The organism is Streptomyces sp. NPDC000880, assembly GCF_053599675.1.
Map to the genome: position 1 here is coordinate 1 of NZ_JBSFMS010000147.1, position 17,318 is coordinate 17,318.

Here is a 17,318-nt window from a genome sequence, read left to right on the forward strand (position 1 = left end):
GTTCCGGGTAGTCCAGGACCAGGGTTGAGGTCTGGCTCACCACATTCGTGTGGGAGCTCAACGGGTAGCCCCGGTTCTTGGGCGGTCCTACTTGAAGGACCGAAGGCGCAGGCTGTTGGTGACGACGAAGACGGACGAGAAGGCCATGGCGGCACCAGCGATCATGGGGTTGAGCATGCCGGCGGCGGCGAGCGGCAGGGCTGCGACGTTATAACCGAAGGCCCAGAACAGGTTGCCCTTGATGGTGGTCAGAGTCTTTCGGGAGAGGCGGATGGCGTCCGCCGCGACCCGCAGGTCGCCTCGTACGAGGGTGAGGTCGCCCGCCTCGATTGCCGCGTCTGTGCCGGTGCCCATAGCCAGGCCCAGGTCGGCCGTGGCGAGGGCGGCCGCGTCGTTGACGCCGTCACCGACCATCGCGACCGTACGGCCCTCGGTCTGCAGTCGCTTGACCACGTCGACCTTGTCCTGCGGCAGGACCTCGGCGATCACCTCGTCGATACCGACGGCCCGGGCGACCGACTCGGCGACGAGTTGGTTGTCGCCGGTCAGCAGAACGGGCTTCAGGCCCAGCCTTCGCAGCTCGGCCACCGCCTCGGCGCTGGTCTCCTTGATCGCGTCGGCGACGGTGAGGACGCCGCGCGCCTCGCCGTCCCAGGCGACGGCGACTGCCGTACGGCCCTCGGCCTCTGCGGCGGCCTTGGCCTCGGCCAGTTCGCGGGGCAGTTCGATGACCCACTCCTTGAGGAGCTTCTCGCGTCCGACGAGTACGGCGTGCCCGTCGACGACGCCTTGGACGCCGAGGCCGGCGATGTTCTCGAAGTTCTCCGGCACGGGCAGGCTTCCGGTCCGCTCGACGGCACCGGCCGCGATGGCCTGGGCGATCGGGTGCTCGGAGGCGTGCTCCAACGCGCCTGCCAGCCGCAGCAGTTCGGCCTCGTCCACGCCCGGTGCGGTGAAGACGTTCTGAAGCTGCATGCGGCCCGTGGTGACCGTGCCGGTCTTGTCCAGGACGACCGTGTCGACGCGGCGGGTGGACTCCAGGACCTCGGGACCCTTGATGAGGATGCCGAGCTGGGCACCGCGGCCGGTGCCCACCATCAGGGCGGTTGGCGTGGCCAGTCCGAGGGCGCACGGGCAGGCGATGATCAGGACGGCTACGGCGGCCGTGAAGGCTGCAGTGGCGTCGCCCGTGACGCCGAGCCAGGCGCCAAGGGTGGTGGCGGCGATCAGCAGGACCGCGGGGACGAAGACGGCGGAGATCCGGTCGGCGAGGCGCTGGACCTCGGCCTTGCCGTTCTGCGCGTCCTCGACGAGCTTGGCCATGCGGGCGAGTTGCGTGTCGGCGCCGATGCGGGTCGCCTCGACGACCAGGCGCCCGCTGGCGTTCACGGTCGCCCCGGTCACCGCGTCGCCGACGGTCACGTCCACCGGCACGGACTCGCCGGTCAGCATGGAGGCATCCACCGCGGAGGCGCCCTCGATGACGGTCCCGTCGGTGGCGATCTTCTCTCCGGGGCGTATGACGAACCGGTCGCCGACCGCCAACTGCGCGATAGGGATACGTACTTCCTTGCCGTCCCGCAGCACCGAGACGTCCTTCGCGCCCAGTTCCAGCAGGGCCCTGAGTGCGGCACCCGCCTTGCGCTTGGACTTCGCCTCCAGGTAGCGCCCGGCGAGTATGAACGTGGTTACGCCGGCCGCGGCCTCCAGGTAGATGGAGGATGACCCGTCCGAGCGGGAGATGGTGAACTCGAAGCCGTGCCGCATGCCCGGCATTCCGGCGTGCCCGAAGAACAGCGCCCACAGCGACCAGCCGAGCGCGGCGAGCGTACCGATGGACACCAACGTGTCCATGGTCGCGGCGCCGTGCCGGGCGTTCGTCCAGGCGGCCTTGTGGAAGGGGAAGGCGCCCCAGACGACGACGGGTGCGGCCAGCGTCAGCGAGAGCCACTGCCAGTTGTCGAACTGCAGTGCCGGGACCATCGCCATCAGGACAACCGGCACCGAGAGCGCGAGCGACACGAACAGGCGCTGCCGCAGGGAGAGCAACTCCCCGTCCGCAGCAGGCGGAGCCGCCCGGATCTCGCCCTCTTCGCTGGCCGGGGGAGCGGGAGGAGGTGGCTCCTCGGCCGTGTAGCCGGTCTTCTCGACAGTGGCGATGAGGTCGGCCACCCCGATCCCGTCCGCGTAAGCGATCTTCGCCTTCTCCGTGGCGAAGTTGACGGTCGCCGTGACGCCGTCCATGCGGTTGAGCTTCTTCTCGATACGGGCCGCGCACGAGGCGCAGGTCATGCCGCCGATGGAGAGCTGCACCTCGGAGGGGAATACGGGCGCGGGCGCCTTGTCGGGGAGTGTCTTCTCGGGAGCCGTGCTGGTCATAGAGATTCTCCTGGGGGAGGCCGGGACGTACGGCGTCCGTATCAGCGGAGCGGTACGTCCCGGCGGGGAGCGAATCGCGTGGTCCGAGGCGGCCTGGCCTCGGAGGGGCTCACACCGTGCCGACGAGCTCGTAACCCGCCTCGTCGACGGCGGCGCTGACGGCTTCCTCGTCGAGCGGGGCAGCGGAAGTGACGAACACTTCACCGGACTTGGCGACGGCCGTGACTGCTGTGACGCCGTCCAGCGCGGATATCTCCTGCGAGACCGCGCCCTCGCAGTGGCCGCAGGTCATGCCGGACACCTTGTAGACGGTGGTGACCCCGCCGCCCTGGGCGTCGGCCGCGGCGCCGGAGTGGCAGGAACCGTCGGGGGAGCAGCAGGAGCCGGAGTTCTTCTGGTCGGTCATGGCTTCTTCCTCAGGTGTCGATGCGTGGGCTGGGCTGCCAGGGGAGGAGCTCCATCCCTGCTCCTCCCAACGGGGTCAACCATATACCCCCTAGGGGTATTCCTGGAGTGTGACCTCGCCCACGAAGTCCCTGCCTGCTTCAAGGGCGTCCCTGGCAGGCGCGTAGGGGAGGTGGGTCGCGTCAACGTGATCGGCGCCCTCCTCGGCCCGCCGACACGGCGTTGCACCCACTGCCGGCCAGGGGCAGGTCAAGGCTGCCGAGGGCACCACGTCACCGGGAGGCGACAGACCATGCCGGACGAGCGGGAGCTGGCCGAGGCCCAGCGACGGCACTGGCAGGAGGCGTACACCGCTCACCCCGTGTATGTACGGCGAGGAGCCGTCCTCGCCCGCAGTCCACGCCGTCGGAGTCTTCCGGGCGGCCGGAGCGCGGGACGTGCTGGAGCTGGGATGCGGGCACCGTCGCGACGCGCTGTTCTTCGCCCGCGAGGGCTTCACCGTCCAGGCCACCGACTTCAGTCCGGTCGGACTGGAGCAGTTGCGCGCCGCAGCCCGGGCCCAGGGCGTCGGCGAGCGGGTGACCTGCGCGGTGCACGACGTGCGCGAGCCGCTCCGGCTGCCGGACGCCTCGGTGGACGCAGTCTTCGCCCACATGCAGCTGCGCATGGCCCTGTTCACCAAGGAGACCCACGCGAGGGCGCCGGTCTGCTGTACGTCAGCCTGAAGCCGCGCCCGGACGATTCAGGTCTTCCCGTACTCGTCGTGGCGGCGCAGCCAGTGAGTTTCCTCGCCCTCCTCGTGGCGGCCCATCGGCGTGGTCGAGGAGGCTGTAGTAGACCATGGCGGGCTCGAGGCCGCGCGCGGTGGTGACGTATGTCCGGTAGACGGTGCCGTCCGAGAGCGCGTATGCGCTCAGCCCGGGCCCCTCGGTGACGTACCCGAGCACGTACGTGCCGGTCGCCTCCGCCATCTGACGCACGGTCGGCGGGATCTCGCCCTCGAGGAACGGCCTCAGCTCCTCCTCGGTGTGCAGGAAGCCGAGGTCGCGGTGGAAGTCGCTGCCGACGGTGGAGACCCAGTCGAAGCTCCAGCCCATCCGCTCCCTGTAGGCAAGGAGCTTGTCGAGCGGTGCCCGCGAGGAGCAGATCAGCGTCACGTCGCGGGCCTTGAGGTGGACGGCGTTGGGGTCGAGGGTGTCCGCGATCGAGGAGCAGACCGGGCATCCGGCCTCGTAGGGCGGGCCGAACATGAAGTGGTAGATGAGCAGCTGCGAGCGCTCGTCGAAGAGGCCCGCGAGCGGCTTGGTCCCGTCATCGGTCTCGAAGGGGTAGTCTTTCTCGACTGGCACCCAGGGAAGCTGCCGCCGCTTCCGCGTGAGCTCGTCGCTGCGTCGGGTGAGTTCCTTCTCCTCCGTGAGCAGCTCCTCTCGGGCTGCCTTGAATTCCTCCTGTGTGCCGACCTTGTGCTCGGGCATTGCCTCTCCCTCCTGTGTGGGAGCAGACCACCGGACCGCGTGTGGCCGCCTGCAGCGGCTGCCGGTAGTGACTGCACCGGCGTACCCGTCCGTCCTCGCGGCAACGGGCCGTCGACCCAACTAGATGATTGATGCGCTTTCTGGTCTGTTGAGCCCTACTCGCGGTCGGCGCAGAGGTCGGCGGTCAGCGCCGCACAGGCCCACTCCTCCCAGGCGTCGGGGGACCAGCCGCGGTCGCGGACGAAGACCAGGTACAGCTCGGGGCTGAGCAGCCCGTACAGCAGGTCGGCGGCGCGGGTGACGTCGACGTCGGGGCGGGCGTCGGGCTTGGAGGCCAGCGCCTTCGCCGCGGCGTGCTGGACGGTGTAGCGCGGGTCCGGACCGGCGGGCCACTGCGCGGCGATTTCCGGGTCGGTGGCCGCGGCGGCCGCGATCAGCGGCATGATCGGGGCGACCCGGCCGAGGATCTCGCGCACGCCCCGCACGTGGGCGCGCAGTTGGCCGACCGCGGTGGGCTCGGCGCACGCGGCGCGGAACCAGGCGCGGTCCATCGTGGCGACCGGTTCGGCGTCGCCGGCGATGGACGTGTCGACGACGTCCTTGAACAGCGCGCGCTTGTTGCGGAACACGAAGTAGACGGTCTGGACTGCCACGCCCGCGCGGTCAGCGACCTCCTGAAGGCTAGTCGCCCCATACCCCTGCGCGACGAACAGTTCCCGCGCCGCCGCGACGACCTTCTCGCGGGTGCGCCGCGAGCGCTCGGCCCGCTTGTCGGGGCGCTTGACGGGGCGCTTGACGGTTCGCTTGTCGGATCCCTTGACCGCATCCATGCCGGGAGTCTATCTCTAGAGTTAGTCACTAGAGTTGGACTCTAGATTCTTGGAGGGTAGCGATGAGCGAGACTCGGACGGCTGCGGAGCTCGACCAAGAGGCGGCCGTGCGCCGCTCGTTGGAGGACTACTACCGGGGCGGCAAGCCGCCGTGGGACAGCGGCGTCACGCCGCCCGAGCTGGTGACCCTGGTGGAGGGGCCCGGCGCGCTGACGCCCGGTCACGCCCTCGAACTCGGCTGCGGCACCGGGACCAACGCGGTGTATCTGGCCCGGCACGGCTGGCGGGTGGCGGCCGTCGACCTGGTCGACCGGGCGGTCCGGCAGGCCCGGGAGAAGGCCGACGCGGCGGGGGTGGACGTCACGGTGCTGTGCGGGGACGTCACCCGGCTTGACGAAATGGGCGTGCCCGGCCCGTACGATCTGTTCTTCGATCTGAGCTGCTACTGCGGCATTCCGCCGCACCGCCGCGACGCCTACGCCGCCGGCCTCACGACGCGCGCCGCCCCGGGAGCGCAGCTGCTGATGTTCGGGTACGGACCCGAGGCGTTCGACGACCCGATCTCCGGCGTCACCGCGGACGAACTCCGCGCCAGGTTCGCCGGGTGGCAGCTGGTCGACGTGACGCCCGGCACGAACCCGGTCCTGACTTTCTGGTTCACGCTGCACCGCACCGCCGCCGCAGCGTGAGGGTAGTCGTGAACACCGACCTGGACACTCTCCTCATCGCACTGTACGTGGAGTTGACGGACCGGATCCTGCCCGCACGGCAGATCCGGCCGCGTCCCGGGTCCGGGCGCCGGGCAGCGGTGACCGACGCCGAGCTGGTCTGCCTGGCCGTCGCCCAGGTGCTGCTGCGGTTCAACAACGAGCGGCACTGGCTGCGCGCCGTCCCCGCCCTGGTCGGGGCACCTCTTCCCGCACTTGCTGTCACAGAGCGAGTACAACCGCCGGCTGCGAGCGGCCGGGGAGTTGATGGAGGCGGCCCTGCGGTGCTGGCCGCGCGCACCCCGTCCACGGCGGAGCTGCTGCGGCTGATGGACGGCACCCCCGTGCCGTGCGGCGCCTACCGCCAGACCGCGCACCGCTCGGATCTGGCCGGATGGGCCGGCTACGGCTTCGATAAGTCCCACCACCGCTTCTACTGGGGTGCCGAGCTGATGCTGCTATGCGCCCCGGACGGGGCGGTGACCGGGTTCGGGCTGGTCAACCCCAAGCTCGTCAAGGAGCGCGAGGCGGCGCTGCTGGTGTTCGCCGAGCTCAAGAACCGCCCCTGGCCGGGCACCTTGGACGTGTGCGACAAGGCTTCGCCGGGGCGGACTTCGCGGCGGAACTCGCCGCGTTAGAGATCACCGTCGTCCGGCCTGCCCGCAAGGACGAGCCGGACGATCCCAGCTTCCCGTTCTGGCTGCGGCAGCGGATCGAGTCGGTCAACTGGACCCTCAAGGGCCAGCTCGGCCTCGCCGACCACGGCGCGCGCGTGCTGTCGGGATTGTGGGCCCGCATGGTCCAGCGAATCCTCGCCCGCAACGCGGCGATCTGGCACAACTGGACCACTGAGGCTCCCCGCCCGAGGGGCCTGGCGCGGTCACAGTGCCAGGCCCTCGTGCTGGTGCTGCCGATGCAGGACCGGGTGATCGGCACAGCCGTCGGCACCGCGTGATGGGCCTCGCTGCAGTCGCCATGACCCGCGAGACGACCCGGACAAGTAGTGCCGGGGCCGAAACGGTGACGACCCACCAAACCGTGTGCGTTTCGGTGTGCCGTCGGCCACATTCAGGCAGGTCACACGTGGTTTTCGGGAGGGAAGCGATGCTGGCCGCGGGGTCGGCGCCACGGTCGGAACTTCGCCGTGAGCGAACGCCTCGCGAAGTGGCTCTGAGCTGTGGAAATCTGCCAACAGCGGAAGCTGGGCGCGTCGTTCGGGCGCTACGAGACTCGAAAAGAGCAACGGTCAAAAGACCGTGTGCGTATTGGCATGCACTCAAAAACTCCTGACCTGTATTTCTGCAGGTCAGGAGCTTGATCCGGAGTGCCCCCGGCAGGATTCGAACCTGCGCACACGGCTCCGGAGGCCGTTGCTCTTTCCTCTGAGTGGCGGGGTGTGTCGCCCCGCATAGGAGCGTGTGTCTTCGGCCGAGTCCGTACCGGCCTCATAGAAAGAAGCGATCCTCCGCCACCCATGAACGGATGGTCACAGCACCGCTGAGACCATCCGTTTCATGGGTATCGCCCCCAGGGAGCCTCTTACTCTCCGTGACGCTTGGGGGTCCTCAGGCGCCGTCGCGGCGGTGGGCCGGTCGTGGGTCGACACCCGCGACCGGGGGAGTGCCGCCAGAGCTGACCCGCGCGCAGCAGGGCGCCGTGGCCGAGGAGGGGGAGCGGATGCTCACCACTCTGTCCTCGGCCACCGCGCACGACATCCGCTTCGGGACCTTCAGCGAGTAGCGGGAAGCGGGAAGCGGGAAGCGGGAGTCAGTCCGCGCGGCCCGTCGCCGCCACCGTCACGCCCAGGCCGATCATCGCGAACCCGCCCGCGCCGCCCACCATCGACAGCCGGCGCTCCGAGCGGGCGAACCAGCTGCGCGCCGCCGCCGCGCCCAGACCCCAGAGCGTGTCCGTCACCAGGCCGATCGAGATCGGGACCAGGCCGAGCAGCAGCATCTGCGCGGGCAGATGGCCCGCCGAGTGGTCCACGAACTGCGGCAGCACCGCGGCGAAGAAGACGATGCCCTTGGGGTTGGTGACGCCCACCAGGACGCCGTCCACGACCGTACGCACGTCGCCGCGCGCCGGTCCTGCCGGGGCCGCCATGTCCGAGACCTTCATGTCCCTGCGGTGCCGGAAAGCCTGCACACCGAGGAAGACCAGATACGCCGCGCCGGCCAGCTTCACCGCCAGGAACACCGCGGCCGACCGCTCCACCAGCGCGCCGACGCCCAGCGCGACGGCGACGACCAGGACGTACGAGCCGAAGACATTGCCCAGGGCGGTGGCCACCGCAGTCCGGCGGCCGTGGGCGAGAGCCCGGCCGATCACGAACAGCACGCTCGGCCCCGGGATCACGATCACCAGCAGGGACATCGCGGCGAATGCGAGGAAGCGGTCCGTCGACACCATCCCGTCATTCAACGCGATGCCCGGCTGCCCGCCCAGGGCGAGGCTTCTCCGGCCGGCTGCCACGGACCGGCGAGCTGGACGCCGCTACGGCAGCAGCCCCGCGCGCCTCGCCGCCACCACCGCTTCCACTCGGGTGTGCGTCCCCAACTTCCGCATCGCGGCCCGCAGATAGCCCTTCACCGTCTCCGGCTTCAGGCCGAGCCGCTCGGCCGCGCCCGCATTCGTCGAGCCCGCCGCGACGCACGCCAGCACGTCCAGCTCGCGCGGCGTCAGCGTGACCGTGTGCTCGCGCGGCCGGCCGCCCGCCGCGGTCGCCAGCCGGCCGCAGACCGACAGCAGCGCCTCACGCAGCGCCTGGTCGACGATCCGCGGGGCCAGCGACCGCAGCTCGCCGTGCGCCTCGCGGACCTCCTCCCATGCTCCGGGACCCGCCACCGGCTCCCGCGCCGCCGCCAGTAGTCGCTGCACCTCGTCCCGTACGACCAGCGCCTGCTCCACATCGCGCGCCGCCGCCACCGCGGCGTCGAAGGCCCGGTCGCCGATCGTCATCGGTTCACGCAGCGCGCCGTACAGCACGCCCCGTACCTTGCGCCGTACGACGACGGGCACCGCGAGCACCGAGCGCAGCCCCTCCGCCGCGACCGCCGCGTCGTACTCGTGGCTGATGTGCCGCGCCGAGCGGTAGTCGGTCACCGCGCACGGCCGGCACAGCGCGATGGACTTGCCGCCGAGACCATTGCCCGCGCAGATCGCGAGGCCCCGCAGCGCGCCCGTCGCCGCGCCGCTCAGTTCGGCGATCCGCAGCTGGCGTGCGTCGTGCAGCAGACCCCCGAACGCGACCGGCAGCCCGGTCGCCCGGCGCAGCCGCAGCAGCGCCGTTCGCATCTCCACCGCATCGGCCGGCTCGTGCACTTCCTCTTCTCTCCGTGCTGGGTCACCCCCGTACGGGGGTAGTGAGACCTGGGCCACTGATTACACGATGTCGGTAGCCGGTCCCGCAATGAGGAGGACACATGACGTCAGGCAGTGCGACGGAAAGTTTCCGGGCAGCCCGGGACTTTCTGCTGCAGCACCGGGAGGACTACGCGACGGCGTACGAAGGCTTCGCCTGGCCGCGGCCCGAGCGCTTCAACTGGGCGCTTGACTGGTTCGACGAGATCGCCACCGGCAACGACAGGACCGCGCTGCACATCGTCGAGGAGGACGGCCGCGAGATCACCGTCTCGTTCAGCGAGATGTCCGTGCGCTCGAACCAGGTCGCCAACTGGCTGCGGGCCCGGGGCGTACGGGCCGGGGACCGGATCCTGGTGATGCTCGGCAACCAGCAGGAACTGTGGATGATCGCGCTCGCCGCGATGAAGCTGCGGGCGGTCGTCATCCCCGCCACCCCGCTGCTCGGTCCGCTGGACCTCAAGGACCGGATCGAACGCGGACGCGCCCGGCACGTCATCGTGCGAGAGACGGACACCGCCAAATTCGCCGAGGTGCCGGGGGACTACACCCGGATCGCGGTGGCGGACCGAGGCGCTGCCGACGTGCCGGGCTGGCTCGAATTCGACGGGGCGTTCTCCGCGCCGGGTGACTTCGAGCCGGACGGTGTCACGCACGCCCACGACCCGCTGATGCTCTACTTCACCTCCGGCACGACCGCCCGTCCCAAGCTGGTCGAGCACACCCATCTCTCGTACCCCGTAGGCCACTTGGCGACCATGTACTGGATCGGGCTCAAGCCCGGCGATGTGCATCTGAACATCTCCTCGCCCGGCTGGGCAAAGCACGCCTGGTCCAATCTCTTCGCGCCCTGGAACGCCGAGGCGACCGTCTTCATCCATAACTACACACGCTTCGACGCGGTCCGGCTGATGGCGGAGATGGACCGCGCGGGAGTGACCAGCTTCTGCGCCCCGCCCACCGTGTGGCGGATGCTGATCCAGGCGGACCTCGGCCAGCTGCGTACGCCGCCGCGCGAGGTCGTCGCGGCCGGAGAGCCGCTCAACCCCGAGGTCATCGAGACCGTACGGCGCGAGTGGGGCGTCACCGTCCGGGACGGGTTCGGGCAGACGGAGACGGCCGTGCAGGTCTCCAACAGCCCAGGTCAGCTGCTGAAGGCCGGCTCCATGGGCCGTCCGAGCCCGGGCTACCAGGTGGTGCTCCTCGACCCGGTCACGGGCGAGCCGGGCGCCGCGGAGGGCGAGATCTCGCTGGATCTGTCCGGCGATCCGGTCGGTCTGATGACCGGGTACCACGGGGACCCGGAGCGTACGGCCGAGGCGATGGCCGGCGGCTTCTACCGCACCGGCGACATCGGCGCGCGTGACGCCGACGGATACATCACCTACACCGGCCGCTCGGACGACGTCTTCAAGGCGTCCGACTACAAGATCTCGCCGTTCGAGCTGGAGAGCGCGCTGCTGGAGCACGAGGCGGTGGCGGAGGCGGCGGTGGTGCCCGCACCCGACCCGGTACGGCTCGCCGTGCCGAAGGCATACATCGTGCTTGCGGAGGGCTGGGAGCCGGGCCCCGACACGGCGAAGCTGCTCTTCGAGCACTCGCGCTCCGTCCTCGCCCCGTACAAGCGCGTCCGCCGCCTCGAGTTCGCGGAACTGCCCAAGACCGTCTCGGGGAAGATCCGCAGGATCGAGCTGCGCGAGCGTACGGCCGACGGCTCGGCCGCCGAGTACGACGAGGCGGACCTGCGATGACGCTTTCCTACGCGCATGGCACCGGCGCGAGGCCCGCTGCTCGGCGACACCATCGGCCAGAACCTCGACCGGACGATCGCCGCGTACCCCGACCACGACGCGCTGGTCGACGTGCCGGCGGTCCGGCCGACGACGGGCGCGACCAGGTCAGCCAGTCGCTTACTGGTGTGGGGGACGGCCCCCTTCAGCCGGTCGGCCTTTTGCTTCGTGCCACCGGCCAGTAGGGAGCTGCGCTCGACGTTGGCCAGTGCGGCGGCGAACTCCTCGGCGCTGCACTCGGCCTCTCCTCGGCCGAACGCGGCGCGCATGTTGTCGCCGAGAGCAGCTCGCGCACTACAAGATCCCGCGCCGCCTCGAGATCCTCGCCGACTTCCCGATGACGGTGAGCGGCAAGGTCAGAAAGGTGGAACTGCGCCGGCGGTACGGCTCTGCGGAGGAGGGCTGGCCAGCTCCCGGCGCATGCACACCCGCGGCCAGTGGTCCAGGCCGTACCGGGCCTCCGCGCGTCTGATCTCCCTCAGTCCTTCGGTGAGTTCGGCATCGGCAAGTGCGCGGAAGCCCAGGCGCGTGTAGTACGGCGCGTTCCACGGGACCTCGGCGAAGGTTGTCAGGGTGAGAGCCGTCAGCCCGTCGGCGGCCGCACACGCGGCGAGGTGGTCGATCAGGGCGCTGCCGAGCCCCCGGCGGGCGGCGGCCGGGTGGACCGAGAGCTGCTCGATATGGGCCGCGCCGTCGATCGTGTCGGAGATCAGATACGCGACCGGACGGTCGGCGGCGTCGGCCGACACCCAGGCGCGACCCAGGCGGCGGTAGCGCTCCAGCAGGTCGAGCGCCGGGGGCTCGTCGTCGGCGATCACCGCCATGCCGAGGCCGCGGAAGGGCTCGCCGGCCGCCCTCTCGATGTCCTGGAGCAGGGGGAGTTCGGCGATCGCGGCCGGTCGGATACGCATATGGGGAGTATGGCCCAGCCGTTTCGGGCCCTGCAGCTCGCGCCGCCGGAGGCGTCGTCGTGGAGCCGTGTCAGACGCCGGTGGAGATGAGCTTGTCCGCCGGGGCGTTGACCGGCTGCGGGCTGCCCGTGAGGTCCATGACGAAGAGCGGGATGCCGAGATCGTCCGCGCGGGACCTGGCGTCGTCCGCGTACCCCGCGAGGGAGAAGAAGACGCTCGACGCGGAGATGCTCAGCCCGTTCAGCCACAGGCACTCGACATCGCGCAGCGTGGCGGGGCGGGTGGACGGGTCGACCTGGGCGACCAGGCCGGGGCCGCGCAGATCTATTCCGGACGAGGGCCGGACCTCCGGCTGCACGACGTCCCGGAACCCCAGCCACTTCAGATAGAGCGCAGCCGCGGTCACCGCGTCCCGCGCGGTGCGGATCGTGACCGGGCGGAAGGAGGGGCGTGCCACGGCTGTCGCGGTGCGCGGCAGCCGGATGTGCGACGGGCGTGCCGCTGAGGGCGCCGTTGAGCCGGGCGCGGCCGGGGCGGGGGCAGGGGCGCTCACCGGGCGGACCGGGACGCGCAGCACCGTGCCGCACAGGCAGCCGAGCTCCGGCTGCGGCCACTGGTCCTGGCGGCCGCACTCCGGGCAGCGGACCGTCACCCAGTCGTCCGTCCAGGTGCGGTGCGTGATCGGCTCCGCGGGGGCGGCGCGCAACAGCGGCGGGGTGATCGGTGCGCCGCACGCGCACGGATAGACCTGCGCTGCGTACAGATGGTCGCGCCGGCAGGACGGACAGCGCACCGGCACGGTCTCGGCCATCGCGTTCCCCCCTTCCCCTCGTACTGGCGTACATCGTCCACCAAGCGCAAGGCCTTGGGGAGGGACTTCGGCCATCCCTTGACGCCGTTCCGTCCGCGTCCTACATTGCTTCCGTATAGCAGAACTACACTTCCGCATTACGGAATCGACGCTCTCGAGTGACGCGACAGAGTCCGACTCCGCCTGGCCGAAGCAGGAGCATCCATGCCTCGTATGACCGCTGCCCGAGCGGCAGTTGAGATCCTCAAGCGCGAAGGCGTCACGAACGCGTTCGGTGTGCCGGGCGCTGCGATCAACCCCTTCTACAAGGCCCTCCAGACCGCCGGAGGCATCGACCACACGCTCGCCCGCCATGTCGAAGGCGCCTCCCACATGGCGGAGGGCTACACCCGCGCCAACGCCGGCAACATCGGTGTCTGCATCGGCACGTCGGGCCCGGCGGGCACCGACATGATCACCGGCCTGTACTCGGCCACCGGCGACTCGATCCCGATCCTGTGCATCACCGGCCAGGCGCCGACCTCCGTGATTCACAAGGAGGACTTCCAGGCCGTCGACATCGCCTCGATCGCCAAGCCGGTTACGAAAGCCGCGACGACGGTCCTGGAGGCCGCGCAGGTCCCCGGCGTCTTCCAGCAGGCCTTCCACCTGATGCGCTCGGGCCGTCCGGGACCGGTCCTCATCGACCTGCCGACCGACGTCCAGCTGACCGAGATCGAGTTCGATCCGGACACGTACGAGCCGCTGCCCGTCTACAAGCCGTCTGCCACCCGCCCCCAGATCGAGAAGGCGATCTCCTTCCTCCTGGAGTCGGAGCGCCCGCTGATCGTCGCCGGCGGTGGCATCATCAACGCCGACGCCTGCGACCTGCTGGTCGAGTTCGCCGAGCTCACCGGCACGCCGGTCATCCCGACCCTGATGGGCTGGGGCGCGATCCCGGACGACCACGACCTCAACGCGGGCATGGTCGGCCTGCAGACCTCGCACCGCTACGGCAACGCGAACTTCCTGGATTCCGACTTCGTCCTGGGCATCGGCAACCGCTGGGCCAACCGCCACACCGGCTACAAGCTCGACGTCTATACCAAGGGCCGCAAGTTCGTCCATGTGGACATCGAGCCCACCCAGATCGGCAAGATCTTCGCCCCCGACTACGGGATCACCTCCGACGCCAAGGCCGCGCTGGAGCTCTTCGTCGAGGTGGCGCGTGAGCTGAAGGCCGCGGGCAGGCTCCCCGACCGCAGCGAGTGGGTCGCCTCCACCAACGAGCGCAAGGCGACGCTGGAGCGCCGTACGCACTTCGACAACGTGCCGCTCAAGCCGCAGCGCGTGTACGAGGAGATGAACAAGGCCTTCGGCCCGGAGACGCGTTACGTCACCACCATTGGCCTCTCCCAGATCGCCGGCGCGCAGATGCTGCACGTCTACAAGCCCCGCCACTGGATCAACTGCGGACAGGCGGGCCCGCTCGGCTGGACGATCTCGGCCGCGCTCGGTGTCGCCACCGCAGACCCGGAGTTGCCGGTCGTCGCCCTGTCCGGCGACTACGACTTCCAGTTCATGATCGAGGAGCTGGCGGTCGGCGCGCAGCACCGGATCCCGTACGTCCACGTCCTGGTGAACAACGCCTACCTGGGCCTGATCCGTCAGGCGCAGATCGGCCTGGACATCAACTTCCAGGTCAACCTGGAGTTCGAGAACATCAACTCCCCGGAGCTGGGTGTCTACGGCGTCGACCATGTCAAGGTCGTCGAGGGCCTGGGCTGCAAGGCGATCCGGGTCACCGAGCCGGACCAGCTGCTGCCGGCCTTCGAGGAGGCCAAGAAGATGGCGGCGGAGTTCCGGGTGCCGGTCGTCGTGGAGGCGATCCTGGAGCGGATCACCAACATCTCGATGAGCAAGACCGCGGACATCAGCGACGTGAGTGAGTTCGAGGAACTGGCCACGGAGCCGGGCCACGCGCCGACGTCGATCAAGCCGCTCAAGGTCTGACGTATCTGCCGCCGAGGGGGGAACGGTCCTCGTCCCGACTGTGTCGGGGCGGGGGCCGTTTCGCATGCCCGGCCCGGGGAGGGTGCGTACGAGTCCCAGCGACGCTGCGTACGAGTCCCAGCGGCAGGCCACGGTCCCGGAGGGCGTCGCGGGCGACCTGGAGCGCAATGCGGGCGGCGAAGGGCGGCCTGCGAGCGGCTCGGCAGGACCGACAAGTACGCAGTGGTCCTGCGGCTGTTGAGAGCGCGGACTCCGCAGGCGACTCGGCTGCAGATGGTGGCTGCCCTGCTGGAGGCGGGGAAACGGTCAAGGCCTGGCCCTCTGTGTGAAGGTCAGGCCTTGGGGGAGAAGCTGTGGCCGCCCGACGGTGCGAGGCCTGCGCGGCAGGTCGTTCGCACGGCCGGGCGGAGACTGTGTGGCGCTTCGGGCTGTGTGAGCCCGAGGCCGGCTTCGGGCTGGGACCGCGGCGGCGGAGATTGCTCCCCAGGGCTCCCTTCCTTCAGGTCAGGAAAGAGAACCCGCGGAACTTCACCACCGCACTGGCGTCGCCTGCCGCCGCGGTCCTCGCCTCTGCCCGCTCCGCGTGACACCCCTCATCCGGGTCCGCGGTGCGGGCTCGCGCCCGGGGATGACCTCCCGTCATGTCCCGGACGCAGCTCGGTGTTGCCGTTCGCTCAGTCCTCGCGCAGGGCGCGGACCGCCTCCTCGACGCGCTCGCCGTAGTCGGCGTCGGCGGCGTGGAAGTGGGGCGGGACCTGACCTTCCGTACTGAGCTGCTGGCGGTGCGAGGAGCGTAAATGTTCCGGACGGCGCCGGCGCCTGGGCGCGACATGACAGGTGTCAGCGCCAACGCCGCCCGGAAACCTGGGAGTCAGACCTGCTGGCCGGAGAGACGCTCGACGGAGCGCAGCAGAGCGGAGTGGTCGAGGCCGCCGTCGCCCTGGGCCCGCAGTGAGGCGACCAGCTGGGCGACGACCGCGCCGACGGGCAGCGCGGCGCCGACATTGCGGGCGGCGTCGGTGACGATGCCCATGTCCTTGTGGTGCAGCTCGATCCGGAAGCCGGGCTTGAAGTCCCGGTTCAGGAAGTTGTCCTTCTTGCGGGTCAGCACGGTCGAGCCGGCCAGACCGCCGTTGAGGACGTCGAGCGCGGCAGCCAGGTCCACACCGGACTTCTCCAGGAAGACCACGGCCTCGGCGCAGGCCTGGATGTTGACCGCGACGATCAGCTGGTTGGCGGCCTTCACCGTCTGGCCGGAGCCGTGCGGGCCACACAGGACGATGGTCTTGCCGAGGGCCTCAAGGATCGGCCTGGCGCTGTCGAAGTCGGCCTGCTCGCCGCCCACCATGATCGACAGTACGGCCTCGATCGCGCCGGCCTCGCCGCCGGAGACCGGGGCGTCCAGCACGCGGATGCCCTTCTGGGCACCGGCCTTGCCCAGGTCCACCGAGGTCTGCGGGGTGATGGAGGACATGTCGATCAGCAGGGCGCCCGGCTTCGCGTTCTCCAGGATGCCGTCGGGGCCGTACGCGATGGCCTCGACCTGCGGGGACGCGGGCACCATCGTGATGACGACGTCGGCGTCCTTGACGGCTTCGGCGATCGAGGACGCGGCGGTGCCGCCGGCCGCGGCCAGCCGGTCCAGCTTGTCCTGCTCCAGCGTGAAGCCGGTGACGTCGTAACCCGCCTTCAGGAGGTTCTCGGACATGGGGGAGCCCATGATGCCGAGGCCGATCCAGGCGATGGCGGGGCGGGCCGAGCGGGAGGAATCAGCGAGGTTGCTCATGAGGGTGCCTTCCTAAAAGCTTCGTTGCGTCTGCGAGTTCAGCGGGCCGCTCGGGCCTCGGCCGGGAGCCAGTCGAAGGACTCCGCGCTCGGCCGGTCGCCTGCCTTGTACTCCAGGCCGACCCAGCCGTCGTAACCGGTCTTCGTCAGCTCGTCGAGCAGCTGCTCCAGCGGCAGCGAGCCGGTGCCCGGCGCGCCGCGGCCCGGGTTGTCCGCGATCTGGACGTGGCCGGTCCTGTCGGCGTACGCCGCGATGACCTGGCTGACGTCCTCGCCATTCATCGACAGGTGGTAAATGTCGAGGAGGAACTTCGCGTTGCCGAGGCCCGTCGCCGCGTTCACCTTGTCGACGATCTCGATCGCGGCCGGGGCGCTCACCAGCGGGCAGAGCGGGGACTCGGGCTTGTTCAAGGCCTCGACCAGGAGGATCGCGCCGACCCGGTCGGCCGCGCGGGCGGCGAGCACCAGGTTCTCCAGGGCGAGGGTGTCCTGGATCTGCGGGTCGACGCCCTCGACGCGGTTGCCGTACAGCGCGTTGAGCGCCTTGCAGCCGACCGAGGCGGCGAAGTCCGCGGCCACGTCGATGTTGGCGCGGAAGCGGTCGGACTCCTCGCCGGGCACGGAGAGCGCGCCGCGGTCGGGGCCCGGCAGCTGCCCGGCGTAGAAGTTGAGGCCCACCAGCTGGGTGCCTGCGTCGTCGAGCGCCTTCTTGAGGGCGTCGAGCTCGGCCTGCGGCGGGGTGGGGGTCTCGATCCAGGGCCACCACAGCTCGACCGCGGTGAAGCCGGCGGCGGCCGCGGGCCAGACCAGCAGGAGTCCGGGTCCCTGCACCAGCTTGGTGCGCCGCTGCTGCTCGTCGGTGACCAGCTC

At 70.3% G+C, this 17,318-nt stretch carries 17 protein-coding genes and 1 tRNA gene; 7 read left to right on the top strand and 11 right to left on the bottom strand.

Annotated features, from left to right (window positions below):
- Positions 1-87: 87 nt before the first annotated feature.
- Positions 88-2,379 carry a heavy metal translocating P-type ATPase gene (locus ACWDO5_RS31190; RefSeq protein ID WP_450533814.1) on the bottom strand — a complete coding sequence of 764 codons (2,292 nt, stop codon included), beginning with the start codon at positions 2,377-2,379 and terminating at the stop codon, positions 88-90.
- Between the two features lie 109 nt (positions 2,380-2,488).
- Complete coding sequence (locus tag ACWDO5_RS31195) at positions 2,489-2,785, bottom strand: heavy-metal-associated domain-containing protein (RefSeq protein WP_450533816.1); 297 nt, start codon at positions 2,783-2,785, stop codon at positions 2,489-2,491.
- Positions 2,786-3,149: 364 nt separating this feature from the next.
- Here ACWDO5_RS31195 and ACWDO5_RS31200 point away from each other — a divergent pair, with 364 nt between their 5' ends.
- Positions 3,150-3,509, top strand: a complete 360-nt coding sequence (locus tag ACWDO5_RS31200) for a class I SAM-dependent methyltransferase (RefSeq protein ID WP_450533817.1) — start codon at positions 3,150-3,152, stop codon at positions 3,507-3,509.
- Here ACWDO5_RS31200 and ACWDO5_RS31205 read toward each other — a convergent pair.
- Both ACWDO5_RS31205 and ACWDO5_RS31210 read right to left on the bottom strand, forming a co-directional pair.
- The gene (locus ACWDO5_RS31205) at positions 3,501-4,259 is read right to left on the bottom strand and encodes a DUF899 family protein (RefSeq protein ID WP_450533818.1); all 759 of its coding nucleotides are present in this window, start codon (positions 4,257-4,259) and stop codon (positions 3,501-3,503) included. The genes ACWDO5_RS31200 and ACWDO5_RS31205 overlap by 9 nt on opposite strands.
- Positions 4,260-4,414: 155 nt before the next feature.
- Positions 4,415-5,089: a TetR/AcrR family transcriptional regulator gene (locus tag ACWDO5_RS31210; protein ID WP_450533819.1), complete on the bottom strand. Its 675-nt coding sequence runs from the start codon at positions 5,087-5,089 to the stop codon at positions 4,415-4,417.
- A 62-nt stretch (positions 5,090-5,151) separates the two neighbouring features.
- Between ACWDO5_RS31210 and ACWDO5_RS31215 the strand changes: the two genes are divergently transcribed.
- From ACWDO5_RS31215 to ACWDO5_RS31225, 3 genes are read left to right on the top strand one after another with little or no spacing between them, the layout of a single operon-like run.
- Complete coding sequence (locus tag ACWDO5_RS31215; RefSeq protein WP_450533821.1) at positions 5,152-5,778, top strand: class I SAM-dependent methyltransferase; 627 nt, start codon at positions 5,152-5,154, stop codon at positions 5,776-5,778.
- An 8-nt stretch (positions 5,779-5,786) separates the two neighbouring features.
- Entirely contained in the window at positions 5,787-6,434 is a 648-nt protein-coding gene (locus tag ACWDO5_RS31220) for a hypothetical protein (protein WP_450533822.1), read from the top strand.
- Complete coding sequence (locus ACWDO5_RS31225) at positions 6,383-6,751, top strand: hypothetical protein (protein ID WP_450533823.1); 369 nt, start codon at positions 6,383-6,385, stop codon at positions 6,749-6,751. Before ACWDO5_RS31220 ends, ACWDO5_RS31225 begins: the two co-directional genes overlap by 52 nt.
- A gap of 370 nt (positions 6,752-7,121) precedes the next feature.
- Here ACWDO5_RS31225 and ACWDO5_RS31230 read toward each other — a convergent pair.
- The 3 genes from ACWDO5_RS31230 to ACWDO5_RS31240 all read right to left on the bottom strand — a co-directional run bounded on the left by ACWDO5_RS31230 (position 7,122) and on the right by ACWDO5_RS31240 (position 9,120).
- A tRNA-Arg gene (locus ACWDO5_RS31230) sits at positions 7,122-7,187 on the bottom strand.
- 376 nt (positions 7,188-7,563) lie between these two features.
- Positions 7,564-8,208, bottom strand: coding sequence for a LysE family translocator (locus ACWDO5_RS31235; protein ID WP_450533825.1), 645 nt, complete (start codon positions 8,206-8,208; stop codon positions 7,564-7,566).
- 84 nt (positions 8,209-8,292) lie between these two features.
- On the bottom strand, positions 8,293-9,120 hold the full coding sequence (locus ACWDO5_RS31240) for a response regulator transcription factor (protein WP_450533826.1): 828 nt from the start codon (positions 9,118-9,120) through the stop codon (positions 8,293-8,295).
- 101 nt (positions 9,121-9,221) lie between these two features.
- Here ACWDO5_RS31240 and ACWDO5_RS31245 point away from each other — a divergent pair, with 101 nt between their 5' ends.
- Positions 9,222-10,910 carry an AMP-binding protein gene (locus ACWDO5_RS31245; RefSeq protein WP_450533827.1) on the top strand — a complete coding sequence of 563 codons (1,689 nt, stop codon included), beginning with the start codon at positions 9,222-9,224 and terminating at the stop codon, positions 10,908-10,910.
- Between the two features lie 395 nt (positions 10,911-11,305).
- Here ACWDO5_RS31245 and ACWDO5_RS31250 read toward each other — a convergent pair whose 3' ends face one another.
- Positions 11,306-11,860: a GNAT family N-acetyltransferase gene (locus ACWDO5_RS31250; protein ID WP_450533829.1), complete on the bottom strand. Its 555-nt coding sequence runs from the start codon at positions 11,858-11,860 to the stop codon at positions 11,306-11,308.
- Positions 11,861-11,930: 70 nt separating this feature from the next.
- Positions 11,931-12,671, bottom strand: coding sequence for a hypothetical protein (locus ACWDO5_RS31255; RefSeq protein ID WP_450533830.1), 741 nt, complete (start codon positions 12,669-12,671; stop codon positions 11,931-11,933).
- A gap of 204 nt (positions 12,672-12,875) precedes the next feature.
- Here ACWDO5_RS31255 and gcl point away from each other — a divergent pair, with 204 nt between their 5' ends.
- Both gcl and ACWDO5_RS31265 read left to right on the top strand, forming a co-directional pair.
- Positions 12,876-14,663 carry a glyoxylate carboligase gene (gene gcl / locus ACWDO5_RS31260; protein WP_450533832.1) on the top strand — a complete coding sequence of 596 codons (1,788 nt, stop codon included), beginning with the start codon at positions 12,876-12,878 and terminating at the stop codon, positions 14,661-14,663.
- A gap of 641 nt (positions 14,664-15,304) precedes the next feature.
- Positions 15,305-15,460, top strand: coding sequence for a hypothetical protein (locus tag ACWDO5_RS31265; protein WP_450533833.1), 156 nt, complete (start codon positions 15,305-15,307; stop codon positions 15,458-15,460).
- Positions 15,461-15,534: 74 nt separating this feature from the next.
- On the opposite strand, the gene ACWDO5_RS31270 is transcribed toward ACWDO5_RS31265, so the two are convergent.
- On the bottom strand, positions 15,535-16,449 hold the full coding sequence (locus ACWDO5_RS31270) for a 2-hydroxy-3-oxopropionate reductase (RefSeq protein WP_450533834.1): 915 nt from the start codon (positions 16,447-16,449) through the stop codon (positions 15,535-15,537).
- Between the two features lie 38 nt (positions 16,450-16,487).
- Entirely contained in the window at positions 16,488-17,282 is a 795-nt protein-coding gene (locus ACWDO5_RS31275) for a TIM barrel protein (RefSeq protein ID WP_450533835.1), read from the bottom strand.
- Positions 17,283-17,318 lie beyond the last annotated feature (36 nt).